Here is a 24,736-nt window from a genome sequence, read left to right as displayed (position 1 = left end):
CCCCCACGAATCTGAAAGGCAATGCGGATGCTTACGCAGCGAGAAGCGCGAGACGGCGCTTGACGGCGCGCGCGCGGAACTATCTCCTCTGCAGGCAGGAAGACGGCGACAAGACCGCTTCGCGAACAGGGCCTGGACGGCAGCGCGCCGCCGCAGGGGAGGACAGGGGTCGATGGAAGTGCTGCAGCTCCTCGTGGGCGGCATTTCGAATGGGTGTATCTATGGGCTCGTGGCCCTCGGCTTCGTCCTGATCTACAAGGCGAGCGAGGCGGTCAATTTTGCCCAGGGCGACTTCATGATGCTGGGCGCTTTCCTCGCCATAAGCTTCGTGAACGCCGAGGGCGCGGATTTGCCCTTCCTCCTAGGCATCGTGTGCGCCGGCGCGGTGATGGGCGTGTTCGGCTATCTGCTCGACCGCTTCGTGCTGCGCGGCATCTTCGGCCAGCCGCAGTTCGCCATGGTCATCCTCACCATCGCGCTGGGCTTCGTGCTGCGCTTCGTGGCGGGCGTGATCTGGGGGCACGATCCCGTCTCGCTGCAAACCTCCTTCGCGGGCCAGCAGGTCGAGGTGGCGGGCGTCATCATCGCCTGGGCCGACGTGTGGACAATCGCCGCGACCATGCTGCTGACCGGCGTGCTCTGGCTCTTCTTCGCGCGCACCAAGCTGGGCGTCGCCATGCAGGCGTCCTCGCAGAACCAGATGGCGGCCTATTACATGGGCATCCCGGTCAAGACCGTGAACTCGGTCGTGTGGGGCCTGTCGGGCGTCGTCTCGGCGGTGGCGGGCGCGATGTTCGCGGCCAAGGGCGCCATCGACCCCTCGGTCGGCCTGCTCGGCATCAAGGCGTTCGCGGCGGCCGTGATCGGCGGCTTCGGCAGCCTGCCGGGCGCGCTGCTGGGCGGGCTGCTGATTGGCATCGTGGAGCCGTTCGCCGCCCGCTTCGCGCCCGCGGGCACGGCGCAGGTCGCGCCTTACGCGATCATGCTGGTGGTACTGATCACGCGCCCGCACGGCCTCTTCGCGCAAGTCCGGCAGAAGAAGGTGTGACGCGCGATGAAGGTGCTCTTCAAGGACAGCTACCTGACCGACATCCGGCTTTTCGAGGACCGGGCCGCCATGCTGCGCTACGCCGCGCTTCTGGCGCTCATGGTCGCGCTGCCCTGGCTCCTCGGCACCTATTACCTGGGCGAGGTCACGGCCATCCTGATCTGGTCGGTCGCGGGCATGGGCCTGATGATCCTCGCGGGGCACACGGGGCAGGTGAGCCTCGGCCACGCGGCCTTCCTCGCCATCGGCGCCTTCTCCAACATCGCCTACATGGAGGCGGGCATCCCCTTCCTCGCGGCGCTGCCCCTGTCGGCGCTGACAACGGGCGTCATCGGCGCGCTGGTCGCCATGCCGATCCTGCGCATGAGCGGCATCTACCTTGCCATCGCCACGCTGGCCTTGAGCGTGATCGTCGAGGACATCGCGATCATGCTGGAGCCCATCACCGGCGGTGTGATCGGCGTCTCCGCCCCCGCCATCGACCTTTTCGGCATGAAGATCGACCGCTACGGCACGGCGGAGGCCTTCTACTACCTCTGCCTTGCGGTCACGGTCGTGGTGACGCTCGGCTATGTGAACGTGATGCGCTCTCCCACCGGCCGGTCCTTCCTCGCCGTCCGGGATTCGGAGATTTCGGCGCGCGCGCTGGGCGTGAACGTGGCGCGGACGAAGACGCTCGCCTTCGGGCTGTCCTGCGCCATGACCGGGATCGCGGGTGCGCTCTACGCCCATTTCGTGCAGTTCGTGAACTATGAAAGCTTCCTGATCCTGATCTCGATCACGCTGGTGCTGCAGGTGGTGATCGGCGGGCTGGGCTTCATCCAGGGCGCGTTCCTGGGCGCCATCGTGGTCGGGCTGCTGCCGCAGGCGATCTCGATCCTCAACGACGTGCTGAGCACGCGCGGCATCCTCGACCTTTCCGCCTATCCCGGCCTCGACACCGCGCTCTTCGCGGCGCTGATCGTGCTGTTCATGATCTACGAGCCGCGCGGCATCTACGGGCGCTGGCTGAAGATCAGGACCTGGTTCCAGATCTTCCCGCTCTACCGCAAGGACATGTTCCGCCGCCAGAAGTCCTACCTGAAGACGGAGCGGATGCGATGAGCCTGCTCCAAGTGCGCGATCTCGCCGTGCACTTCGGCGGGGTGAAGGCGGTCGACGGTGTCTCCTTCGACGTCGAGGCGGGCGAGGTCTTCACCATCGTCGGCCCGAACGGGGCGGGAAAGTCCACCATCTTCAACCTGATCTCGCGCTTCTACGAGCCGAGCGCGGGCCGCATCGTGTTCGACGGGCGCGACATCACGCGGCTTCAGGCGCACGAGATCGCGCCCCTGGGCATCGCGCGGACCTTCCAGAACATCGAGCTTTTCGACCATTCGACCGTGCTCGCGAACCTGCTGGTGGGGCGGCACACGGCGCGGCGCACGGCCTGGTGGCAGGACGTGCTGTTCCTGCCCGCGGTCCGGCGCGCGGAGGTCGAGGACCGCCGCATCGTGGAGGAGGTGATCGACTTCCTCGAGCTGCAGCCCTATCGCAACAAGCTGATCGCCGGCCTGCCCTATGGCGTGCGCAAGGTCGTGGAGATCGCGCGCGCGCTGGCGCTGCGCCCCAAGCTGATCCTGCTGGACGAGCCCGCCTCCGGCCTCTCGGTCGAGGAGACGCAGGACATGGCCTTCTGGATCGAGGACATGCAGAAGGACATGGGCCTCACGGTCCTGATGGTCGAGCATGACATGAACCTCGTCTCGCGCGTCTCGACCCGCGTGCTCGCCATGGCGAACGGCCAGCCGCTGGCGCTGGGGACGCCGGCGGAGGTGCAGAAGGACCCCGCGGTGATCGAGGCCTATCTCGGTACCGGCCATGCGGGCAAGGGACAGACGGGCAAGGGACAGACGGGCGGGGAGGCGCACGCATGAGCGAGGCCGTCCTCGACGTCCGCAATGTCGAGACGTTCTACGGCGCGATCATGGCGCTGCGGGGCGTCAGCCTCTCGGTCCACCGGGGCCGGATCGTCACGATCCTCGGCGCGAACGGGGCGGGCAAGACGACGCTGATGAAGACCGTCTCCGGCGCGCTGGACCCGGAGAAGGGCACCGTCGCCTTCCTCGGCGAGGAGGTACAGGGGATGGAGCCCGATCAGCTCGTCCGCCGCGGCATGGCGCACGTGCCGGAGGGGCGCGAGGTGTTCCCCTTCCTCACGGTGGAGGAGAACCTGACGCTCGGCGCCTTCACCCGCTCCGACCGCGCGGCCATCGCCGCCGACCGGGAGATGGTCTACGGCTATTTCCCGATCCTGAAGGAACGGCGTGCGCAGATCGCGGGCACGCTGTCGGGCGGGCAGCAGCAGATGCTGGCGATCGGGCGCGGCCTGATGGCCAGGCCGAAGCTGATGCTGCTCGACGAGCCCTCGCTCGGCCTCTCGCCGCTGCTTGTGCAGGAGATCTTCGCCATCATCCGCCGCCTCAACGAGGAGCAGGGCGTGACCATGCTGATCGTGGAGCAGAACGCGCAGGTGGCGCTGACCACCGCGCACTTCGGCTATGTGCTGGAGACGGGCCGCATCGTCATGGCGGGCGACGCCGCCCGGCTTCTCGCATCGGAGGACATCCAGGAATTCTACCTCGGGCAGCACGGCGGCGGGGACGACCGCGGCGGACGGCGCTGGAAGCGCCGCAAGACCTGGCGCTAGGGCGGGAGGCGACGCGATGACCGTGACGGCCGGCAACACCTCCGCCCCCATCGTGCTCGACGGCTGCGACACGCCCGTCGCGCTGTGGGCGAAGCGCTGCAAAGCCTTCGGGGCGCGCGTCTGCCACCGGGAGAAGGACCTCGGCATCTGGCAGAGCTTCACCTGGACCGATTATTTCGAGCAAGCCCGCCGCATCGGCATGGGGCTGATCGCGCTCGGCCTGCAGCGCGGCGAGGCGGTCTCGATCCTGTCGGAAGACCGCAAGGAATGGCTCTATTGCGACTACGGGATCGCTGCGGTCGGCGGCATCCCGAGCGGGGTCTACACCACCGACAGCGCGCAGCAGCTTGCCTACCTCGTCAACGACAGCGGCTCGACCTTCCTGTTCCTCGAGAACGACGAGCAACTCGACAAGTACCTGGAAATCCGCGCCTCCGTCCCCACCCTGCGCAAGGTGATCGTGTTCGACGCCAAGGGCCTGCGCGATTTCCACGACGACAAGGTGATCTTCCTCGACCGCCTCTACGAACTGGGCGACGAGGCCGTGACCGCCCACCCCGACCGTTTCGAGGAGGAGATCGCAAAGGCGAAGCCCGAAGACGTGCGCATGCTGATCTACACCTCCGGCACCACGGGGCCGCCGAAGGGCGCGATGATCAGCCACCTGAACGTCATGTACCAGATCACGGCGGGGCTGGAGATCCTCGAGACGCGGCCCGGAGACGAGCAGCTCTGCTTCCTGCCGCTGTGTCACATTCTCGAACGGCTGGTCTCGACCGAGTTCCAGGTGGCCGTCGGCACGACGATCAATTTCGCCGAGAGCCCGGAGACCGTGTTCGAGAACCTGCAGGAGGTGAGCCCGCACGTCTTCACTGGCGTGCCGCGGGTGTGGGAGAAGATGTATTCCCGCATCTCCATCATGCGCTCCGAAGCCACCGCCTTCGGACGCTGGGCGTTCGACCGGGCGCTGGCGGCGGGCGCGGCCCGCCTCGCCGCGGTCGAGCGGGGGGCGCGCGTGCCCCCGCACGTCGCGCTCAACCATCTCGCCTGGGACCTGCTGGTGCTGCGCAATCTGCGCCGGATGCTGGGCCTCGACCGCTGCCGGCGCGGCACGACCGGGGCCGCGCCCATCTCGCCCGAGCTGTTGCGCTGGTTCGGCGCGCTGGGCGTGCCGCTGGTCGAAGGGTACGGCATGACCGAAAGCTCAGGCGTCGTCAGCGTCAACACGCCCGCGCGCAATGCCATCGGCACGGTCGGCCCGGCGCTGCCGCGCAGCGAGGTGCGCATCGCGGAGACGGGCGAGGTGCTGGTGCGCGGCGCCAACGTCTTCCCCGGCTACTGGAACAAGCCCGACAAGACGGCTGAGACGATCGACGCCGAGGGGTGGCTGCACACCGGCGACGTGGGCCGTCTCGACGCCTCCGGCAACCTGACGATCACCGGGCGGCTCAAGGACATCATCATCACCGCGGGCGGCAAGAACATCACCCCGGCGGAGATCGAGAGCCGCCTGAAGTTCTCGCCCTACGTCTCCGACGCCGTGGTCATCGGCGACCGGCGCAAGTACCTGACCGCGCTCGTCATGATCGACCAGGAGAACGTGGAGAAGTTCGCGCAGGACAACCGCATCCCCTTCACCGACTTCGCCTCGCTGTGCGCCGCGCCGCAGGTCGTCGACCTGATCGACTGCGTCGTGCGCGCGGTGAACCGCGACTTCGCGCAGGTCGAGCAGATCAAGAAGTTCCGGCTCATTGACGTCCTGCTGACCGCCGAGGACGATGAGCTGACGCCCACCATGAAGCTGAAGCGCGGCTTCGTGGAGAACAAGCACAAGGCGCTGATCGACAGCATGTACGCGGAGACCTGAGCCGGCATCGGACCCGGCCTGACATCGGGAGGAGACCCATGAGGAAACTTGCCATCGCAGCCGCGGCCGCCGCCGCGCTCGCAGCCGGGGGCGTCCATGCGCAGACCCGCGGCGTCACCGACACAGAGGTGCGCGTCGGCGGCGCGCACGACATGTCGGGCATCTTCGCGGGCTTCTCCGTGCCCGCGGTGAAGGCCGCCCAGCTCTATTTCGACGAGTTGAACGCCAAGGGCGGCGTGCACGGCCGCCAGATCCGCTACATCGTGGAGGATCACGGCTACCAGGTGCCCAAGGCGGTGCAGGCGGTCAACAAGCTCGTCAATCGCGACGAGGTGTTCGCCATGCTGCTGAGCCTCGGGACGCCGCACAACATCGCCGCCTTCAACGTGCTCGACCCGCTCGGCATCCCGAACATCAGCCCTCTGACCGCGGCGCGCCAGATGCTGCAGGACCCGATCGAGAACAAGTTCACCGGCCTGTCGAGCTACTATGACGGCATCCGCGCCGCCGCCGGCTACCTGATGGAGAAGAACGGCCGCAAGACCGTCTGCTCCATGTACATCCCCTCCGACTTCGGCGAGGAGATCCATTCGGCGACCGTGGACGAGGCACAAGCGCGCGGCCTCACCTTCAAGGCCGAGACGCAGCACCGCCCGGACGAGACCGACTTCACCGGCGCCATCGGCAAGCTGAAGGCGGAGGGCTGCGACCTCGTCTCCATCGCGCTCGGCCTGCGCGCCACGATCACGGCGGTCGGCACGGCGAAGAAGATGGGCTGGACCGACGCGGACTTCCTCGTCTCCTCGGCCGGTTTCCACACCGCCGTCGCCAAGGTGCCGGGCGGCGTGACCGAAGGGCTCTACGCCGGCGCCGGCTGGCAGGACCTCGAGGCGCGCCTCTCCAACCCCGCTGTCGCCGACTGGGTCGCCAAGTGGAAGGCCGCGACGGGCGAGGACCTGCCGGGCACGGGCGCGCTGCTCGGCCGCACCGCGGCGGAAGTGTTCGTCCGCGCGCTGGAGGCCGCGGGCCCCGACCTCACCCTCGACGGCTTCAAGAAGGCCATGAGCACGCTGAAGTACGAGGAGGAGATCGGCGGCTACACGGTCGACTACACCGACGGCAGCCACATCGGCAGCAGCGACATCTACATCAGCCAGGTGCAGAACGGCTCCTGGGCGCTGATCGGCGAGGTTCAGGCCAAGTGATCCGCGCCTTACTGCGCTGAAACGCGCAAAGGGGGCGGTCCCATCGGGGCCGCCCTTTCTGCTCCTGCCGCTGTCCGGACGTCCGGCGCGCTAGCCCAGCATCGGCACCAGAGTGAGGGCCAGCGCCACCCCCATCGCGATGTTGAACCATTTGAGCCGGACGGGATCGGCGAGCCAGCCGCGCAGCGCGACCCCGAACCCCGCCCAGACCGACACACTCGGCAGGTTCGTCAGCGTGAAGGCGCCCGCCACCATCAGCACCGACGCGAACGGCGCCTCCGGGCTCGTGTAGAGCGCCATCGCGGTCACCGCCATCACCCAGGCCTTCGGATTCACCCACTGGAAGGCCGCGGCCTCAAGCAGCGTCATGGGCCGCGCGTTCGCCGCCCCGCCCCGGCCCATCTGGCGGCTCATGGCGATCCGCCAGGCAAGGTAGAGCAAATAGCTCCCGCCCGCGATCTTCAGCGCGAGATGCAGCTCCGGATTGGTCTTGAGCAGCGCACCAAGCCCGAACCCCACGCCCAGCAGCAGCGAGCAGAAGCCCGTCGCGATCCCCAGCATGTGCGGGACCGTGCGCCGGAAGCCGAAGTTCACGCCCGAGGCGAGCAGCATGAAATTGTTCGGCCCCGGCGTGATCGAGGAGACGAATGCGAACACCAGCAGCGCGAACAGGGTCGACAGCGCCATGACACCACCCTTTCGCCCGCCCTACTCGGGCCGCGCGTCGCGCGCGAACAGATAGATCGCGAGCGCCGAAGCGACCACGATCGCGTAGAACCCGAACAGCGCGCCATAGGCCTCCACCGAGCCCGCCGCCTCGCGCGAGGAGACGACCGCGCCCGTCAGGAACTGCATCAGCCCCACCCCGCCGATCGAGAAGAAATTCATCAGCGTTACCCCCCGGCCGGTCAGCTGCGCCGGGAAGAACGCGCGTGCGTGCGCCATGGCGACGCCGTAGCCCGCGCCCGACACCCCGATCACGATCAGCAGCACCGTGGCGGGCGTCAGCGCGATCTCGGGCGAGAGCGCCAGCACCGCCATCGCCGCAAGCCCCAGCCCCGTTCCGCCGAATATCACCCATTTGCGGGTCTTCAGCAGCGTGTCGAGCGGGCCGTAGAGGAAGCTGCCCGCCACCATCGACAGCGCCATCCACAGCGTCACGTCGCCGATCAGCAGCGTGCCCGCCCCGTGGACGTCGGCGAGATAGGGTCCCGTCCACAGGCCGCGGATACCCGCCGATGGCGCGTAGTGCACCGCGACCAGCGGGATGATCGGCCACAGCACCGGCATCCGGATCAGCTCGAGATATCCCTTGAAGCCCGTGTTGTCCGCACGGTCCGCCTCGGTCTGCGGCGGGTCGCGCAGCAGGGCGTGCACTGCCAGCGCCGACAGCACCGTCAGCGCGCCGAGCCCGCCCATCACCGCGCGCCAGCCCAGCGCCTCGGCCGCGATGGCGAGCGGGGAGGACCCGATAACGTTCCCCGCCATGCCGATCGCCATGAACCAGGAGGCGAGCACCGCGAAGCGTGCCGGCCTGAACGTCCGCGCAAAGACGAAGAACGACGCCATCAGCACCGGCGAACAGCCGATCCCGATCAGCACCATGCCGAGCGTGATCATCCACGGCTGGGTCGCTGCGGCGAAGATGAACGCGCCGCCCCCGCCCGCCACGCCCAGCAAGACCGCCGCCGTCCTGCGCGGCCCGAACCGGTCGAGCGAGACGCCGACGATGAACTGCATCAGGGCGAAGGCCGCGAACCAGGCGCCCGACGCCATCGACAGGTCGGCGCTCGTCGCGCCAAGCTCGGTCGTCAGCGCAGGCGTCAGCACCGCCAGGAAAGAGCGGTAGAACTGCGAGAAGACATAGGCGACGGCGAGCGCGGCGATCCCGGCCATGGGCGAGGTATCCTGCTTTGGGAGAGCGCACCCGGCGGCGCGCACGGCTTCCGGCCCGGTCCCTCCGGGACGCGGAACTTATCCCCATACAGGTTTTTGCGTTTAGACTGAACAGCGGTTGCCGCAAGGCAGGCCCGAGGCCGGCCCGGCGTCGGGATCGACCGGAGCCCGGTCCCTTCGCTCCCTTGCGCCGCATCAAGGCGCCCGCCTGCCCACGCCCACTAGGGTCGCGGCCACGCACCCTGAGCCCGGTCGAGAGAGGTTTCCCCTTGCGTCTGCTCAAGCCCGTCCTGCTGATCCTCGCCCTGCTCGCAGCCGCGGGCGCGGCGTGGCTCTACACCCAGCGCCCGATGGCGGTCGCGACGCAGCCCGTGACGCGGGGCGACGCCGCCGAGATCGTCTATGCGACCGGCGTGGTGGAACCCGTAACATGGTCCAAGGTGACGCCGCTCGTGCGCGAGCGGATCGTGTCCGTTTGCGACTGCGAGGGCCGCGAGGTCGAGGCCGGCGACGAGCTTGCCCGCCTTGACGACAGCGAGGCGCAGGCCACGCTGGAGGAACTGACCGCCCGCAGCCTGCTCGCCCGCCAGGAGGTCGAGCGCTACCGCAACCTCGCCGCCCGCAACGTTACCTCCCGCCAGGACCTCGAGCGGGCGGAGAGCGAACTGACCCAGGTCGAGGCCGCCATCGCCGGTCAGCGCGCGCGGCTCGACAACTATGTCCTGCGCGCGCCCCTCGACGGCGTCGTCCTGCGCCAGGACGGCGAGGTCGGCGAGATCGCGGAGCCCGGCGACGTGCTCTTCTGGGTGGGGCAACTCCGTCCTCTTCAGGTCGTCGCCGACGTCAACGAGGAGGACATTCCCCGCATCCGTCCCGGCCAGCGCACGCTGCTCAGCTCCGACGCCTTCCCCGGCCGCGCGCTCGACGCCACGGTCGAGAGCATCACGCCCAAGGGCGACCCGGTGACAAAGACCTACCGCGTCCGCTTCGCCCTGCCCGCGGAAACGCCCCTTATGATCGGCATGACGGTCGACGTGAACGTGGTCGTCGGCACCTCGGAGGATACGCCGCTGGTGCCCGCCGCCGCCGTGGACGGTGGCGCCGTGTTCGTGGTGGAAGACGGCCGCGCCCTCCGACGCAGCTTCACGCCGGGCATCCGGGGTACGCAGCAGGTCGAGGCGCTGGAGGGGCTTGCGCCCGGCGCGCGCGTGATCGTGCCCTACCCGGACGGGCTCGCCGACGGCGCCCGCGTACGCGAGCGGGAGTAAGCATCGATGCGCCTCCTCCTCGACCTCGCCTTCACCCATCTCGCGGGGCGCGCGCGGCAATCCTTCGTGGCGATCCTCGGCGTCGGTCTCGGCGTCGGCTTCTCGGTCGCGATGGCTGCGTTGATGCAGGGGTCGCAGGACGACCTCATCGCCAATCTCGTCGACAGCATGCCGCACGTCCGCATCACCGACGAGACGCGAGAGCCGCCGCGCCAGCCCGCGGAGGCCGCGTTCGACACCACGGACTTCTCAGGGTTGCGCCCGCGTGAGGACAACCGCGGCATCCGCAACCCGACCGCCGTGCGCGCTGCGCTCGACGCCTGGGTGCCGGGCGACATGGCGGTCAGCCTGCGCACGCAGGGCGTGGTGCGCTATTCGGGCCGCGACGTGGGCGCCGCCATCCTGGGGATCGAGCCGGAAGCGGAGGCGCGCGTCTCCTCCGTCGCGCAGGACTTCGTGCAGGGCAGCTTTTCCGCGCTCTCCGCAGGCGGCAACAGCATCGTCATCGGCGACCGCATGGCGGAGCGGCTGGGCGCGGCCATGGGCACCACCGTCAGCCTCGTGTCCTCCACAGGCCTCGTCCGGCGTCTGAAGATCGTCGGCCTCTTCCACACCGGATCGACCGCGCGCGACGAGGGAGAGGCCTACGTGCTGCTGAAGAACGCGCAGATCCTCTCGGAGCGGCCGAACGCGGTCAACGAGATCCGCATCAAGCTCGACGACCCGGAGGCCGCGCGCGCCGTCGCCGCCCGGGCCGAGGCGCAGACCGGCTACAAGTCCGTCTCGTGGGAGGAGGCCAACGAATCCCTGCTCGAGGCCATCGTGATCCGCAACGCCATCATGTACACGGTCGTCGCGGCCATCCTGCTGGTCGCGGGTTTCGGCATCTTCAACATCGTCTCGACCATCACGCACGAGAAGGCGCGCGACATCGCCATCCTGAAGTCCCTGGGCTTCCGGGAAGCCGACATGCGCCGCCTCTTCCTGGTGGAGGGGATCGCTATCGGCGCCGTGGGCTCCGTCGCAGGCTGGGCGCTCGGCTTCGGCCTCTGTCTCGTGCTTGCGCAGATCACGTTCGAATTGCGCGGCATGGGATCGGAGATGTCGCGCCTGCCGCTCGCCTGGAGTCCCTGGCATTACGCAATCGCGTCGGGCTTCGCGCTGCTGTCCGCGGGCATCGCGGGCTATCTTCCCGCCCGCAAGGCCGCCCGCCTCAACCCGGTCGACATCATCCGGGGGGCGTCATGAGCGCGCTGATCGAGGCGGAGCACCTCACCCGCATCCTGCCCGCCGTCGTGCCCGTGACGCTGGTCAAGGACATCTCCGTCACCGTCGCCGCACGGGAGTTCGTGGCGATCACCGGGCCGTCGGGGTCCGGCAAGTCCTCGCTGCTCTATCTGCTCGGGCTGCTGGACCGGCCCTCGTCCGGTTCCTTGCGGATCGCGGGCGAGGACGTCTCCACCCTGTCCGAGGACGCCCGCGCGGCGCTGCGCCTCTCGACCCTGGGCTTCGTCTTCCAGTTCCACTTCCTGCTGCCGGAGTTCACGGTGCGCGAGAACGTGGAGATCCCCATGCGCCGCCTCGGGCGTCTCTCCCGGCGCCAGATGCGCGCGCGTGCAGGCGAGCTTCTGGAGAGCCTCGGCCTCGTCGGCCACGTCGACAAGCGGCCCGACCAGCTGTCCGGCGGCCAGCGCCAGCGCGTCGCGGTCGCCCGCGCGCTCGCCAACGATCCGCCCATCGTGCTCGCCGACGAACCGACCGGCAGCCTCGATTCCAAAAGCTCCGAGCAGGTGTTCCAGATCCTCGACGAGCTTGTCCATGTGCGGGGCAAGACCGTGCTCGCCGTGACCCACGACATCGGCCTCGCCGACCGCATGGACCGGCGCCTCCACCTCGTCGACGGGCGCCTCGAAAGCGACGAACGCCGCTCTACTGGCGCCGCTTCGCGCCCGGAAAACGGATGATGTTGGCGGCCAGTGCCGCGCTCACCTCGGGAAGGGAGGCAACGAGCCCCTTCGGCGCTTGTGCGGGCGGCTCCTCGGCAGGCGTCACCGGAACGATCGAGCGCAACCGCGGACCGCGCCGGGCGTCGGAGGACTGCACGCTCTGGGCGCGCCGGGGGCTGACCTTGCGCATGGGCGAGACGAACTTCACCCCCATCTGGCGCCGGTCGTACCAGGCCATCGCGCAATCGACCTCGACGCCGTCCAGCGCGATCGTGAGCGTGAAGGCATGGGGCAGCGCCAGGTCGTTTGCGAACGTGAGGCGCGCACCCGCGTCAGAAATGTCGATCACGCGGCACGGACAGGACATCAGCCCCTTGTCGTAATGGATCTCGGCCCCCTTGTACGCCCGCTGGCGCCGGTAGAGCCTTTCCTGCGCCTCGCGCGGCGAAGCCGCTGACGGCTGCGCCATCTCTTTCCGGGGGGGTGTCGTGCGCTTTCCGAACACTGTGCGGATCCGGTCCATCTTCTTTCGCCCTCGTTGCATCCCCCACCCGCGCATCGCAAGCGGAAAGGGGTGAGCTGCCCTGCGAAACCATCGAGAGACGCAACGAACTGACGAACCCATGTCCGCAAGATGCGGGCCAATCTGCCGCAATCCGCGCCTTGCCGCCGCAAGCCTTTGATTTTCCGACGGCCCCCCGGCCCGCCCGGTCGTGCCGCCGGATCGGCCCATGTCACAGAAGGGCTGTCGTGCGTCCCGATCCGGGCCATACTTCAATCACACCGGCCTGTTGTATTTCGCCGCCAGGCCTAATATATCAGCGCTAGCTAATATGACGGACCGAACCGGGAAAGGGCCACGATGAACCCCGCCATGAAACCCGAAGTGACCGCGTTCTTCGACGAAGAGACCTTCACCGTGTCCTATGTCGTTAAGGACCCGGGCAGCACCGCCTGCGCGATCGTCGATTCCGTGCTCGACTATCACCCCAACTCGGGCCGGACCGAGACGGCGTCCGCCGACCGGGTGATCGAGCATGTGCGCAGCCACGGCCTGTCGGTCGCGTGGCTGCTGGAGACGCACGTGCACGCAGATCACCTCTCCGCGGCCCCCTATCTGCAGGAGAAGCTGGGCGGCAAGATCGGCATCGGCGCCAACATCACAGTCGTGCAGGACGTGTTCGGCAAGCTGTTCAACGCCGGGACCGCGTTCGAGCGCGACGGCAGCCAGTTCGACCGGCTGTTCCGGGACGGCGACTCCTTCCGGATCGGCGGGCTCGAAGGGCGTGTGATGCACACGCCCGGGCATACGCCGGCCTGCCTCACCTATGTGATCGGCGACGCGGGCTTCGTCGGCGACACCATGTTCATGCCGGATTTCGGCACCGCGCGCTGCGACTTCCCCGGCGGCTCGGCGGAGACGCTGTGGGACTCCATCCAGGAGGTGCTGAACCTGCCGGACGACACCCGCCTCTTCATGTGCCACGATTACAAGGCGCCGGGCCGCGACGAATACGCCTGGGAAACCACGGTTGCCGAGCAGAAGGCCAACAACATCCACATCGGCGGCAAGACGCGCGAGGAGTTCGTGAAGATGCGGACCGAGCGGGACCAGACCCTCGACATGCCCCGCCTGATCCTGCCCTCGATCCAGGTGAACATGCGCGCGGGCCGCATGCCACCGGCGGAGGATAACGGCATCGTCTATCTGAAGATCCCGCTCAACGCCGTCTGATGGGCACGCGGGGGGCAGCGGAAGCGATGCTGAAGCGTTATTTTCCGATCCTCGACTGGGGCGCGGGCTACGGGCGCGAGACCCTGGCCAACGACCTGATCGCCGCGGTCATCGTGACGATCATGCTGATCCCGCAGTCGCTGGCCTATGCGCTGCTGGCGGGCCTTCCGCCCGAGGTCGGGCTCTACGCCTCCATCGCGCCACTCGTCCTCTACGGCATCTTCGGAACCTCTCGTGCGCTGGCGGTCGGGCCGGTCGCCGTCGTCTCGCTGATGACCGCCGCCGCCGTGGGCCAGTTCGCCGCCGTGGGCACGCCGGAATATTACACCGCCGCACTCGTCCTTGCGCTCCTTTCGGGCCTGATGCTGCTGGCGATGGGCCTGTTGCGGCTGGGCTTCCTTGCGAACTTCCTCAGCCACCCGGTCATTTCGGGCTTCATCACGGCCTCCGGCATCCTCATCGCGACCAGCCAGCTGAAGCATGTCCTCGGCGTCGACGCCTCGGGCCATAATCTCTACGAGCTTGGCCTGTCTCTCGTGCAGGCGCTTCCGGACGTGAGCCTGCCGACGCTGGCGATCGGTGCGGCCTCGACCGCCTTCCTGTTCTGGGTGCGCAAGTCGCTGAAGCCCCTGCTGGCCGGATGGGGCATGCGCCCGCGCCTGGCCGACGTGTGCGCCAAGGCCGGTCCCGTCGCCGCCGTAGCCGTCACGACGCTCGCGACCTTCGGCCTCGGCCTGCACGAGAAGGGCGTTGCCATCGTCGGCGACATTCCGCAGGGCCTGCCGCCGCTGACCCTGCCCACCTTCGAGCTCGACCTGTGGGGCTCGCTCGCGCTTTCCGCCCTGCTCATCTCCATCGTCGGCTTCGTCGAATCCGTGTCGGTGGCGCAGACGCTCGCCGCCAAGAAGCGCCAGCGCATCGTCCCGGATCAGGAGCTTATCGGCCTCGGCGCGGCGAACATCGGCGCGGGCCTGACGGGCGGCTACCCGGTCACCGGCGGCTTCGCGCGCTCGGTCGTGAACTTCGACGCAGGTGCCGAGACGCCCGCCGCCGGCATCCTGACCGCCATCGGCATCGGGCTTGCGACGCTTCTGCTGACGCCGCTCCTGTTCTTCCTGCCCAAGGCGACGCTGGCCGCCACCATCATCGTCGCAGTGCTGAGCCTCGTCGACCTCGGTGCGCTGAAGCGCACCTGGGCCTATTCGCCCAGCGATTTCGCGGCCCAGGCCGCGACCATTCTGATCACACTCGGCTTCGGGGTGGAGTTGGGCATCATCGCGGGCGTGGGCCTCTCCATCGCCTTTCACCTGTTCCGCACCTCGCGTCCCCATTGCGCGGTCGTGGGCCAGGTTCCGGGGACCGAGCATTTCCGCAATATCGACCGCCACGAGGTGGTCACCGATCCGGAGGTCTTCTCGATCCGCGTGGACGAGAGCCTCTATTTCCCGAACGCGCGCTTTCTGGAGGACAGGATCTACGATGCGGTGGCCGCCGACGCGCGCATCCGGCACGTGGTGCTGATGTGCCCGGCGGTGAACTTCATCGACGCCTCCGCGCTGGAAAGCCTGGAGGCGATCAATCACCGGCTGAAGGATTCCGGTGTCACCCTGCACCTGACGGAGGTGAAGGGGCCGGTGATGGACCGGCTGAAGCGCGCGCATTTCCTCGACGAATTGTCGGGCCGCGTGTTCCTGACGCAGTACGACGCGCTGGCCGCGCTCAACCCGGAACTGGCGCACACCACCCTTGCCGCCCCGCGCCGCGAGACCGCGAAGCCGCCCGCTGCATGAAATTTCCCGCGACGGGATCGGCCCTTCCCGAGCGTTAACGGATCATGGGACAGCGCACGGGAGCCTAGACCGCCCGCCTGCTGCCCCGCCGGCAACGGGAGGACCAGATCCATGCGGAACACGACGAGAGCCACCCTCATGGCGACGATCTTCGCCCTTGGCGCGCTGGGTGCGCCGGCGATGGCGGGCGCCTTCCAGCGCACCGATGCAATTCCACACGCCAGCGCCGCCGTGCAGCTTGCCGACGGACGCGACTGGCGCGAGGGCCGCCGCGAGGCCCGCAAGGACTGGCGGGAGGGCCGCCGCGAGGCCCGCAAGGACTGGCGGGAGGAACGCCGCGAGCGCATCAAGGAGCGCCGCGAGGACCGCCGGGAAGCGCGCAAGGAGTGGCGCGAGGAACGCCGCGAGCGCCTGCAGGACCGCCGCGAGGCGTGGCGCGACTGGCGCGGCGATTGGCGCGACGATTGGCGTGATCGGCGCTCCGACTGGAGAGACGACCGTTGGCGGCCCGACTGGAGAGACGGGCGCTGGCGCGACGACCGCCGCGCATGGTGGGGAACGGACACGCAGAACCAGCACCGCTGGCAGCGTCACCCGCGATACGGCCAATGGGTCGGCCATCGCCTGCCGCGCATCGCCGGGCTCGTGACGCTGTCGGACTGGCGCCGCTACCGGCTGCCCGCCCCGCCGCCCGGCCACTTCTACGCACGGGCAACCGACGACATCTTCCTGGTGCACCGGGCGACGCACCGGGTGGTCGAGATGCTTCTGCTGCGCTGACCGCCCCCACCCCCCGCTCAGCGCAGTCACGCGCCGCCGCGCCGGGGTTCGCCCCCGCGGCGGCGTTCGTGCATTGACCCACCCCGCCCGGCCCGCACAATGAGGGCCTGAAGGCAGCGCCAGGAAAGGCGGGGAGCATCCACCATGACGGCCGCGGAGCAGGCTGAGACCGTCCGTTTCCTCGAAACCGCCGCCTTTCCGGGCGCGGCGGTCACGCGGATCGACACCCACCTCTCCCACGTCTTCCTCACCCCCACCCGCGCCTGGAAGATGAAGCGCGCGGTGCATTTCCCCTTCGCCGACTTCACCACGGTCGAGCAGCGCCGCGCCGCCATCGCGCGCGAGTTCGAGATCAATCGCCGCACCGCGCCCGCCCTCTATCTCGGCGTGCACCCGGTCACGCGGATGGGAGACCGGCTTGCGCTGGACGGCCCCGGCACGCCCGTCGACTGGCTGCTGGAGATGGTGCGCTTCACCGACGCCGACCGCCTCGACCGCGTGCTGGAGGATGGCCGCCTCACGCCCGCGCTGCTCGCCGCCCTCGCCGACCGCGTGGCGCAGGCGCACCTCGCCGCACCGCGGGCCGGGAAGGTGCAGCCCGTCTCGCAGACCGTCGCGGGCGTGGCCGGGGGGCTGCTGGAGAACCCGGCCACGCGCGGCGACACCCATGCGCGCGCCTGGTGCGAGGGTGCAGAGGCCACGGCGAAGGCGCTCGGCCCCTGGCTCGCAGCCCGCGCCCGGCAAGGCTTTGCGCGGGCCTGCCACGGCGACCTGCATCTCGGCAATCTCTGCCTGTTCGAGGGGGAACCGACGCCCTTCGACGCGATCGAGTTCAACCGCGCACTGACCGACATCGACGTGCTCTACGACCTGGCCTTCCTGCTGATGGACCTGTGGTTCCGGGGCCATCGCGGCGACGCGGCGCGCATTCTCTCGCGCTATCTGTCGGCGACACGGGATTACCGGGGCCTGCGCGCCCTGCCGCTCTTCATCTCGCTGCGCGCCGCCGTCCGGGCGATGGTTCTCGGCCTCGGCGACAGCCCGAAGGAAGAGGAGGCGCACGCATACGCCCGCTTCGCGGCAGACGTGCTGGCCGCACCCGCCACCCCCCGTCTTTTCGCCGTCGGCGGTCTTTCGGGGACGGGCAAGTCGACGCTCGCCGCCACGCTGGCCCCGCACGCGGGCGGTGTGCCAGGCGCTGTCGTGATCTCCAGCGACGTGACGCGCAAGCGCCTGTGGGGCGTTGCGCCCGAAACCCGACTTCCGCCGGAAGCCTACGCCGAGACGGTCTCGGACGCGGTGCGCGCCCGCATGATGCAAGACGCGGCCCGCGCGCTGGCCGCCGGTCATCCCGCGATCCTGGATGCCACCTTCCTTCGACCCTCCTGGCGGGACGCCGCCGCGGCAGTTGCCACGCGCGCGGGCGTGCCTTTCGCGCCCCTCTGGCTCGAAGCCGCAGGCGACACGCTGCGCACGCGCATCGCGGCCCGCACGGGCGATGCGTCCGACGCGACCGTCACGGTGCTGGAGCGGCAGATGGAGACAGGTGAGCCGCCCGCCAATTGGCCGCACCTCGACGCCGGCGCGCAGCCGGACACCCGCCTCGCCGCCGCCTGTGCCGCGGCCGGATTGCGCGTTCCCGCCGCTTGAGGCAGGTCAACGACGCCATCCGCCGCATGGGCCAAAAGAAAGCTGCAATAAAAAGCTCAAGGAGGGGCGCGACATGTTCAACCGGATCCTGGTTCCCGTCGATCTCGACGAGCAGGCCACCATCGGAAACGCGGTTCAGGCGGGCGGCGATCTTGCCAGGCAGCACGGGGCGGAACTTCGTCTGCTCACGGTGTTGCCAGTGATCCCGGCCAGCGTGTCGCTCTACATGCCGGAAGACGTGTTGACCAAGCGGATGGACGAAGCGAAGGCATCGCTCTCGACCCTCGCCAAGGAGGCAGGCGGCGACCTGAAGGTCACCACCGTCGTGCGCAAGGGCACCGTCTATGACGAGGTGATCCGCGAGGCGGAGACCGCCGATTGCGACCTGATCGTCATGACCTCGCACCGGCCGGAGATGAGTACCTATCTGCTCGGCTCGAACGCCGCCCGCATCGTGCGGCATTCGAACTGCTCGGTCCTCGTTCTCCGGCCGAAGGGCTGATCCTCAGGCGAAATCCTCCGCGAGCGCGGCACGCGACGCCTCCGACAGCACGGCCATGTGCGAGTAGGAGGGGTGCGAGAAGCCCAGCACCACCTGCGTGCCCGCCTCGCGGAACTTCGCGATCTGCCCGGCCGTGAACGGGAAGTGGATGAACTGCACCGAGGACGCCTTGCCGTCCGCCGTGGTGCGGTCGACGTCGGCTTCCGGCACGCCCTTCACCGTCTCGCCCGCGAACTGCAGGAACATCGTCTCCTCGACGCCGCCGAGGCGGGAGAGGAAGTTCTTGCGGCGGATCGGGTCGTCGATCTCGAACATCACGGTCGCGACCAGTTCCTGGCCCTTCGGCACGAGCGGGTTGTAGGCCGACAGTTCGTCGGCGATCTGCTCCTCCCCGCCCTTCTCGATGTAGAGCATCTCCTGGATCTGGTGGAGCATTGTCTCGTAGCATTCGAAATAGCAGGTGGCGACCGGACCGATCTCGATACGGCGCGGCTTCTTGATGGCCAGCAGGTTCTGGCGCATCTCCTTGCGGACCTTCACATACTCCTCGACGGGCATGATGTCGTCGCGCGTGATCTGTTGCTTCGCGGCCATGGCGATGCTCTCCCACTCTCAGCTATGACTTCGTTCCGGGCGGGCGGCGGGCCCGGCGTCTGCCGCCGGATCCCGCGCGCGCCGGTCCCCTCGGCTCAGGCCAGCCCGTAGGCCTTGGCCAGCAGCACCACCGGATGCGGCGCAAGCTCCGGCGCAACCTCGCCCTCGCCCGACCGCTCGATCCCCTGCCGGATGTGCAGGCCCGCCAGCGGGCACTCCGACGCGATGTATTTCGCGTCGCCGTTCTGCTTCATCTGGCGGAAGACCGGCTTGCCAACCTTCATGCCGACCTCGAAATTGTCCTTCATGATGCCCCAGGAGCCGCCGTGGCCCGAGCAACGCTCGACCACGCCGATCTTCGTCTCGGGGATCAGCTTGGCAAGCTCGGCGCCCTTCTGGCCCATGTTCTGCGCCCGCGCGTGGCAGGCGATGTGCACGGAGACCGCGCCGTCCAGGGGTTTCAGCCCCTCGGCCAGGCCTTCCTTCTTGGCGATGTCGACGATGTATTCCGAGATGTCGAACGTCGCTTCGGCCAGCGCCTTCACGCCCGGGTCGTCGGTGGCGATCAGCGGCCACTCGAACTTCAGCATCAGCGCGCACGAGGGAACGAGCGCGATGACGTCATAGCCCTTCTCGATCCAGGGCTTCAGGTTCGCGGCCACCGACTTCGCCTTGTGCGCCACCTTGGGCAGGTCGCCCTGCTCCATCTGCGGCATGCCGCAACATTCCGGGTAGACGACCTCGCACGCGACGCCGTTCTTCGCCAGCACCTTGAGCGCCGCCTCGCCAATCTCCGGCGTATTGTAATTGCCGTAGCAGGTGGCGTAGATCACCGCCTTGCGGCCGTGCGCCGGGGCCGCGGCGTCAACCTGCGGCGGGTTTGCCTTCGCGCGCGCAACCAGCGTCTTGCCGGTGAACTTCGGAAGGGCGGCTTCCTTGTGCACGCCCAGCGTCTTTTCCATCACGGGGCGGGTGAGGGTGTTCTTCTCGCTCGACGCCCAGTTGGCGAGGCCGGAGACCATCGTGCCCAGCTTGCCGTTGCGGTCGGTCTTGGTCAGTTCCCGCTCGCCCATCGCGCGCTGGCCCTTGCGGTGCTCGACCGCGCGGTAGCGCAGCATCAGGTGCGGGAAGTCCAGGTTGAACTCGTGCGGCGGCACATAGGGGCACTTCACCATGAAGCACATGTCGCAGAGCGTGCAGGCATCCACGACCGGCTTGAAATCCTTGGACTCGACCGTGTCCAGCTCGCCGGACGCGCTTTCGTCGATCAGGTCGAACAGGCGCGGGAAGGAATCGCACAGGTTGAAGCAGCGCCGGCAGCCGTGGCAGATGTCGAAAACGCGCCTCAGTTCCTCGTCGAGCTTGGCCTCGTCGTAGAAATCCGGGTCGTTCCAATCGATCGGATGGCGCACCGGGGCGTCCAGGCTACCTTCGCGCATCGGCTGTTCCTCGCTGTCAGATGTCGGTCCCATGAGGGGGCGCGGGCCATGCCCGTGTATCGGGCGGCGCGCCGGGGGCAGGAGCAGGGGGCAGGCGTCATGCCGGGCCGGAACGCGCCGGGGCAGCGGACACGCCGCCGCCCCGGCCGATCCGTCACGCGGGCAGTCAGCCCATCGTGTCGAGCGCCTTCTGGAAGCGGCCGGCGTGGCTCTTCTCAGCCTTCGCCAGCGTCTCGAACCAGTCGGCGATCTCGTCGAAGCCTTCCTCGCGCGCGGTGCGCGCCATGCCCGGGTACATGTCGGTGTACTCGTGCGTCTCGCCCGCAATCGCGGCCTTCAGGTTCGCCGCCGTGTCGCCGATCGGCTCACCCGTCGCCGGATCGCCCACTTCTTCGAGGAACTCGAGGTGGCCGTGCGCATGGCCCGTCTCGCCTTCCGCCGTGGAGCGGAACACCGTGGCCACGTCGTTGTAGCCCTCGATGTCGGCCTTCTGCGCGAAGTAGAGGTAACGGCGATTCGCCTGGCTCTCGCCCGAGAATGCTTCCTTCAGGTTTTCCTCGGTCTTCGTACCCTTCAGACCAGCCATGGTCACTCTCCCTTTCAGTCTTCCCACGAAACACGGCAGCGCGCGCACGCGCGAACCGCCGCTGACCCTGATAGATGCCGGCAGATCGCCGCCGGCGCGCAGCATGGGGACCCCGGCGTTTCCACCGCGATCCGGGCGTCGACGCCCCGAAACCGCCGTCCCCAGTGCTCGAGGGGAATTTACAACAGGGGGTGGGTGGGAAGTCAACAGTTTAGAACTGTTCAAAATATGAAAGTCACTCGCAGCAAGCCTCCTGCCCCGCCGTCACCATGCTCCCGGCGGCAGCATCAGCCAGTATTCGCGGGCATCGAGGTTCAGCCCGTCGCTGAACGAGAGCGGCAGCCAGAGGGCCGCCGGCGCGGGGCCGAGCCGCAGCGGCACGCGGTAATAAAGCTCCAGCCCGAAGCGCATGTGTTCCGCGCCCGTGGCATTGGGCGCGGGAACGGCAGGCAAGGGCGGCGGCGCCGGCGCGGGCGGCGCAGCGGGGGCGGAGGGAGCCGCAATCCCCGATGCGGCCGATGCGGCCTCGCCGCCCGATATCTCCCATCGCCCGTCGATCAGGACGAAAAGCCGCGGCCCACCGCCATGCCAGGGCCCGTTTGGCAGCCCTTCGCGCGCCGCGGCGCATCCGATGCCCGCCACGACGGCCGCCGCAGCCACGCCGAGCGCCATTCGGTTCATGGGGCCGTCCTCCCTGTGCGCACGGGGACCGGTGCCGCGCCTCAGTCCGGCACGCGCCCCTCCCGCGCCAGTTCGTCGCGCGTCAGGCCCCACAGGAGCCGGTAGATCCCGCGCGCCCTGACACCCGCACCCGCCTGCGCCAGGTCGGCGTCGGCGAGATGGGCTGCGAAGGCGTCGGCGCCCGCCTGCGCGGTGGTCGATTCGACATAGAGAAGCCAGTCATGGTTGCTGCCGTCGTCGCCGCCCGCGGCCACCTGCTCCGGCAGCGGCTTCGACAGTTCCGGGTCGCTTTCCAGCAGGAAGGCGGAAACGATGCCCGGCTGCGCCGTCAGCGTCTCCATCGCCGCCGCCAGGGCCTCGCGCAGGCTCTCTTCCGCGCCCGCCTTCGGACGCAGGCGCAGTTGCGTCACGACGCCGCCCTGGCCGATGCCTGCCGTCTGCGTGATCCGCCCCAGCGTGCGCTTCACGTTCCGGAAGTGCGCCATGACGGACTTCGACCACTCGGTCTGTCCGGCGAGTGCGGCCTTGTAGGGCGCGCTCGACAGCACGTCGAATGTCTCGGTCTCGTAAAGCGCGAGGTATTTCGGCCCGTCGCCGCTTTCCAGGACCCAGCGGCGCGCGCCCGCGAAGCCGGGGATCGCCACCCGTTCCTCGGTGTGCTCCCGGTCGTACCAGAGGTTGAACTCCGCCTCCTGCTCTCCCGGAATGTCGGTGCAGATCACCAGCATCCCCTTGCCACCGATCGCCATCGCATCCCCCGTTTCGCTTGCCGGTTTCGTGTTGCGGGAGACTAACCCGCGCGGCTCCCGGCGACGACCCCGAAGACGCATATCCCCCATGCCGCGCCGCGCGCCTTGTGCCCCGGCGGGCGCCCCGCTAGCCTCCACCCGCGAAACAGGTTTCCGCAAAGCGGACCAGACAGCGACTGGAGGCAAGGGATGTCAGGAACGCCGTCTTCGGCGGATGGCCGGGGCGCTGCGCGCCTTGCGGTCGATATCGGCGGCACGTTCACCGACGTGGCGCTGGAGATCGGCAGCCGGCAGGTGACCACCAAGACCCTCACGACGCCCCGCGCGCCCGAGGAAGGCGTGCTGACCGGCCTCGCGAAGGTGATGGAGGAGGCGGGGCTCTCCCCGTCCGAGGTCGGCATCATCATCCATGGCACGACGCTCGCGACCAATGCGCTGATCGAGCGCAAGGGCGCGAAGACCGCGCTGATCGTGACCGAGGGCTTCCGCGACAGCGTCGAGATGGCCTACGAGAACCGGTTCGAGCAGTACGACGTGAACGTCGACCGGCCGCGCCCGCTCGTGCCGCGCCATCTCCGCCTGCCAGTGAGAGAGCGGGTAACCGCGCACGGCGACGTGCTCGTACCGCTCGACGAGCAGAGCGTGCGCGACGTCGCCGCAACGCTGAAGACGCAAGGGATCGAGAGCGCCGCGGTCGGCCTCATTCACTCCTACGCCAACCCGGCGCACGAGGCGCGCGTGGCGGAGATCCTGCGCGAGGAGCTTCCAGGCGTTCCCGTGAGCCTCTCGTCCGAAGTCTGCCCGGAAATCCGCGAGTACGAGCGCCAGTCGACCACCTGCGCCAACGCCTATGTCCAGCCGCTGATGGCGAAATACCTGACGCGCCTCGGCGAGCAACTGAAGGAGCGGGGCTTCGGCTGCCCCTTCTTCCTCATCACCTCGGGCGGCGGGCTGACCGCGCTGGAAACGGCGGTGCGCTTCCCCATCCGCCTCGTCGAATCCGGGCCCGCGGGCGGTGCCATCCTGGCCGCACGCATCGCCGCGGAAATGGGCCTCGATGAGGTGCTGAGCTATGACATGGGTGGCACCACCGCGAAGATCTGCCTGATCGACGGCATGGAACCGCTGAAGAGCCGTACCTTCGAGGTCGACCGCGTCTACCGCTTCAAGCGCGGCTCCGGCCTGCCCGTGCGCATCCCCGTCATCGAGATGGTCGAGATCGGCGCGGGCGGCGGCTCCATCGCGCACGTCGACAATCTGAAGCGCATCCACGTCGGCCCGGAAAGCGCGGGCTCCGAGCCCGGTCCCGCCTGCTACGGTCGCGGCGGACAGGACCCGACGGTCACCGACGCCGACGTCGTCATGGGCCGCATCGACCCGTCGCGCTTCGCGGGCGGGGACGTGGCGCTCGATGTCGACGCCTCCGTGAAGGCCATCGAGACGCGCGTCGGCGCGCACCTCGGCCTCGACGGGCCGCACGCGGCCTTCGGCGTCGCCGAGATCGTGGACGAGAACATGGCGAACGCCGCCCGCGTCCACGCCATCGAATGGGGCAAGGACGTCACCCGCCGCACCATGATCGCGTTCGGCGGCGCGGCCCCCCTTCACGCCGCACGGCTGGCGGAGAAACTGGGCCTCGACACGGTCGTCGTGCCGACCGGCGCGGGCGTCGGCTCGGCCATCGGCTTCCTCAAGGCCCCGATTGCCTACGAGGTGGTGCGCAGCCGCTACATGAAGCTCGGCGCCTTCGACGCGGACCTCGCCAACCAGGTGCTCGACGAGATGAGCGCGGAGGCGCACGCCGTGGTCCGCCACGGCGCCCCCGACGAGCCGCTGGTGGAGACCCGCCAGGCCTTCATGCGCTACGCGGGCCAGGGCCACGAGATCAGCGTCGACCTGCCGGTCCGGACGATCTCGGAAGACGATGCCGAGGTGCTGCGTGCCGCCTTCGAGAAGGCCTATGTCGCGCTCTACGGCCGCACCATCCCCAATCTAGACGTGGAGGTCCTGAGCTGGACCCTGACCGTCCAGACGAAGGTGCCGGAGCCCGCGCGCACCGGTGCGCCCCGGACGGACGGCCCGGTCGCGGCGCCTGCCGCCACGCGCACCGTCTTCGACCCCGGCGCGGGCAAGGCGGTGGAGGCCGGCATCCACTGGCGCGACGACCTCGCGCCCGGCATGCGCGTGGCAGGCCCCGCCCTCATCGCCGAGGCCCAGACCACCACCGTCGTCTCGGCGGCCTTCGATGCCGTCGTGAACGATCTGGGCTACATTGTCCTTCAGCGCCGCTGACCAGAGACCGGGAGACAGA

General features: G+C 68.9%; 23 protein-coding genes. 15 read left to right on the top strand and 8 right to left on the bottom strand.

Annotated features, from left to right (window positions below; genetic code table 11):
- The first annotated feature begins 172 nt into the window (after positions 1 to 172).
- Genes NJQ99_RS11080 through NJQ99_RS11055 form a run of 6 tightly spaced genes read left to right on the top strand, consistent with a single transcriptional unit; the run spans position 173 to position 6,809 of the window.
- Positions 173 to 1,048, top strand: a complete 876-nt coding sequence (locus NJQ99_RS11080) for a branched-chain amino acid ABC transporter permease (protein WP_269332893.1) — start codon at positions 173 to 175, stop codon at positions 1,046 to 1,048.
- 6 nt (positions 1,049 to 1,054) lie between these two features.
- The gene (locus tag NJQ99_RS11075; RefSeq protein WP_269332892.1) at positions 1,055 to 2,152 is read left to right on the top strand and encodes a branched-chain amino acid ABC transporter permease; all 1,098 of its coding nucleotides are present in this window, start codon (positions 1,055 to 1,057) and stop codon (positions 2,150 to 2,152) included.
- Positions 2,149 to 2,964 (top strand): ABC transporter ATP-binding protein, encoded by an 816-nt coding sequence (locus NJQ99_RS11070; protein ID WP_269332891.1) that lies wholly within the window; start codon positions 2,149 to 2,151, stop codon positions 2,962 to 2,964. The genes NJQ99_RS11075 and NJQ99_RS11070 overlap by 4 nt, the downstream gene beginning before the upstream one ends.
- Positions 2,961 to 3,737 carry an ABC transporter ATP-binding protein gene (locus tag NJQ99_RS11065; protein WP_269332890.1) on the top strand — a complete coding sequence of 259 codons (777 nt, stop codon included), beginning with the start codon at positions 2,961 to 2,963 and terminating at the stop codon, positions 3,735 to 3,737. The genes NJQ99_RS11070 and NJQ99_RS11065 overlap by 4 nt, the downstream gene beginning before the upstream one ends.
- Positions 3,738 to 3,753: 16 nt before the next feature.
- Positions 3,754 to 5,604: an AMP-dependent synthetase/ligase gene (locus NJQ99_RS11060; protein ID WP_269332889.1), complete on the top strand. Its 1,851-nt coding sequence runs from the start codon at positions 3,754 to 3,756 to the stop codon at positions 5,602 to 5,604.
- Positions 5,605 to 5,642: 38 nt separating this feature from the next.
- Positions 5,643 to 6,809 carry an ABC transporter substrate-binding protein gene (locus NJQ99_RS11055; RefSeq protein ID WP_269332888.1) on the top strand — a complete coding sequence of 389 codons (1,167 nt, stop codon included), beginning with the start codon at positions 5,643 to 5,645 and terminating at the stop codon, positions 6,807 to 6,809.
- A 90-nt stretch (positions 6,810 to 6,899) separates the two neighbouring features.
- Here NJQ99_RS11055 and NJQ99_RS11050 read toward each other — a convergent pair whose 3' ends face one another.
- Entirely contained in the window at positions 6,900 to 7,496 is a 597-nt protein-coding gene (locus NJQ99_RS11050) for a LysE family translocator (RefSeq protein WP_269332887.1), read from the bottom strand.
- A gap of 21 nt (positions 7,497 to 7,517) precedes the next feature.
- Positions 7,518 to 8,705: an MFS transporter gene (locus NJQ99_RS11045; protein WP_269332886.1), complete on the bottom strand. Its 1,188-nt coding sequence runs from the start codon at positions 8,703 to 8,705 to the stop codon at positions 7,518 to 7,520.
- A 269-nt stretch (positions 8,706 to 8,974) separates the two neighbouring features.
- Here NJQ99_RS11045 and NJQ99_RS11040 point away from each other — a divergent pair, with 269 nt between their 5' ends.
- Genes NJQ99_RS11040 through NJQ99_RS11030 form a run of 3 tightly spaced genes read left to right on the top strand, consistent with a single transcriptional unit; the run spans position 8,975 to position 11,937 of the window.
- Positions 8,975 to 9,973: an efflux RND transporter periplasmic adaptor subunit gene (locus NJQ99_RS11040; RefSeq protein ID WP_269332885.1), complete on the top strand. Its 999-nt coding sequence runs from the start codon at positions 8,975 to 8,977 to the stop codon at positions 9,971 to 9,973.
- Positions 9,974 to 9,979: 6 nt separating this feature from the next.
- Positions 9,980 to 11,221 (top strand): ABC transporter permease, encoded by a 1,242-nt coding sequence (locus tag NJQ99_RS11035; protein WP_269332884.1) that lies wholly within the window; start codon positions 9,980 to 9,982, stop codon positions 11,219 to 11,221.
- Positions 11,218 to 11,937 carry an ABC transporter ATP-binding protein gene (locus NJQ99_RS11030; RefSeq protein WP_269332883.1) on the top strand — a complete coding sequence of 240 codons (720 nt, stop codon included), beginning with the start codon at positions 11,218 to 11,220 and terminating at the stop codon, positions 11,935 to 11,937. The genes NJQ99_RS11035 and NJQ99_RS11030 overlap by 4 nt, the downstream gene beginning before the upstream one ends.
- On the opposite strand, the gene NJQ99_RS11025 is transcribed toward NJQ99_RS11030, so the two are convergent.
- Positions 11,903 to 12,442 carry a PilZ domain-containing protein gene (locus tag NJQ99_RS11025; protein ID WP_269332882.1) on the bottom strand — a complete coding sequence of 180 codons (540 nt, stop codon included), beginning with the start codon at positions 12,440 to 12,442 and terminating at the stop codon, positions 11,903 to 11,905. The genes NJQ99_RS11030 and NJQ99_RS11025 overlap by 35 nt on opposite strands.
- 351 nt (positions 12,443 to 12,793) lie before the next feature.
- Between NJQ99_RS11025 and NJQ99_RS11020 the strand changes: the two genes are divergently transcribed.
- From NJQ99_RS11020 to NJQ99_RS11000, 5 genes are all read left to right on the top strand, one after another.
- Positions 12,794 to 13,654: an MBL fold metallo-hydrolase gene (locus tag NJQ99_RS11020; protein WP_269333221.1), complete on the top strand. Its 861-nt coding sequence runs from the start codon at positions 12,794 to 12,796 to the stop codon at positions 13,652 to 13,654.
- 26 nt (positions 13,655 to 13,680) lie between these two features.
- Positions 13,681 to 15,444: a SulP family inorganic anion transporter gene (locus tag NJQ99_RS11015; protein ID WP_269332881.1), complete on the top strand. Its 1,764-nt coding sequence runs from the start codon at positions 13,681 to 13,683 to the stop codon at positions 15,442 to 15,444.
- Between the two features lie 111 nt (positions 15,445 to 15,555).
- Positions 15,556 to 16,224, top strand: coding sequence for an RcnB family protein (locus NJQ99_RS11010; RefSeq protein WP_269332880.1), 669 nt, complete (start codon positions 15,556 to 15,558; stop codon positions 16,222 to 16,224).
- A 144-nt stretch (positions 16,225 to 16,368) separates the two neighbouring features.
- Complete coding sequence (locus tag NJQ99_RS11005; protein WP_269332879.1) at positions 16,369 to 17,874, top strand: bifunctional aminoglycoside phosphotransferase/ATP-binding protein; 1,506 nt, start codon at positions 16,369 to 16,371, stop codon at positions 17,872 to 17,874.
- A gap of 73 nt (positions 17,875 to 17,947) precedes the next feature.
- Positions 17,948 to 18,376, top strand: coding sequence for a universal stress protein (locus NJQ99_RS11000; RefSeq protein WP_269332878.1), 429 nt, complete (start codon positions 17,948 to 17,950; stop codon positions 18,374 to 18,376).
- Between the two features lie 3 nt (positions 18,377 to 18,379).
- Here NJQ99_RS11000 and NJQ99_RS10995 read toward each other — a convergent pair whose 3' ends face one another.
- The 5 genes from NJQ99_RS10995 to NJQ99_RS10975 form a co-directional block, all read right to left on the bottom strand.
- Positions 18,380 to 18,970 carry a DUF3501 family protein gene (locus NJQ99_RS10995; RefSeq protein WP_269332877.1) on the bottom strand — a complete coding sequence of 197 codons (591 nt, stop codon included), beginning with the start codon at positions 18,968 to 18,970 and terminating at the stop codon, positions 18,380 to 18,382.
- Positions 18,971 to 19,065: 95 nt separating this feature from the next.
- Positions 19,066 to 20,409, bottom strand: coding sequence for a heterodisulfide reductase-related iron-sulfur binding cluster (locus tag NJQ99_RS10990; RefSeq protein ID WP_269332876.1), 1,344 nt, complete (start codon positions 20,407 to 20,409; stop codon positions 19,066 to 19,068).
- Positions 20,410 to 20,575: 166 nt separating this feature from the next.
- Positions 20,576 to 20,995: a rubrerythrin family protein gene (locus NJQ99_RS10985; RefSeq protein WP_269332875.1), complete on the bottom strand. Its 420-nt coding sequence runs from the start codon at positions 20,993 to 20,995 to the stop codon at positions 20,576 to 20,578.
- 264 nt (positions 20,996 to 21,259) lie between these two features.
- On the bottom strand, positions 21,260 to 21,676 hold the full coding sequence (locus NJQ99_RS10980) for a hypothetical protein (RefSeq protein ID WP_269332874.1): 417 nt from the start codon (positions 21,674 to 21,676) through the stop codon (positions 21,260 to 21,262).
- Between the two features lie 41 nt (positions 21,677 to 21,717).
- On the bottom strand, positions 21,718 to 22,425 hold the full coding sequence (locus NJQ99_RS10975; protein ID WP_269332873.1) for a DUF4286 family protein: 708 nt from the start codon (positions 22,423 to 22,425) through the stop codon (positions 21,718 to 21,720).
- A gap of 189 nt (positions 22,426 to 22,614) precedes the next feature.
- On the opposite strand from NJQ99_RS10975, the gene NJQ99_RS10970 reads away from it, so the two are divergent.
- Complete coding sequence (locus NJQ99_RS10970; RefSeq protein WP_269332872.1) at positions 22,615 to 24,717, top strand: hydantoinase/oxoprolinase family protein; 2,103 nt, start codon at positions 22,615 to 22,617, stop codon at positions 24,715 to 24,717.
- The last annotated feature ends 19 nt before the right edge of the window (positions 24,718 to 24,736 follow it).

This window comes from Futiania mangrovi, assembly GCF_024158125.1.
GTDB lineage: Bacteria > Pseudomonadota > Alphaproteobacteria > Futianiales > Futianiaceae > Futiania > Futiania mangrovi.
This window is presented reverse-complemented; position numbering and strand designations above follow the sequence as displayed.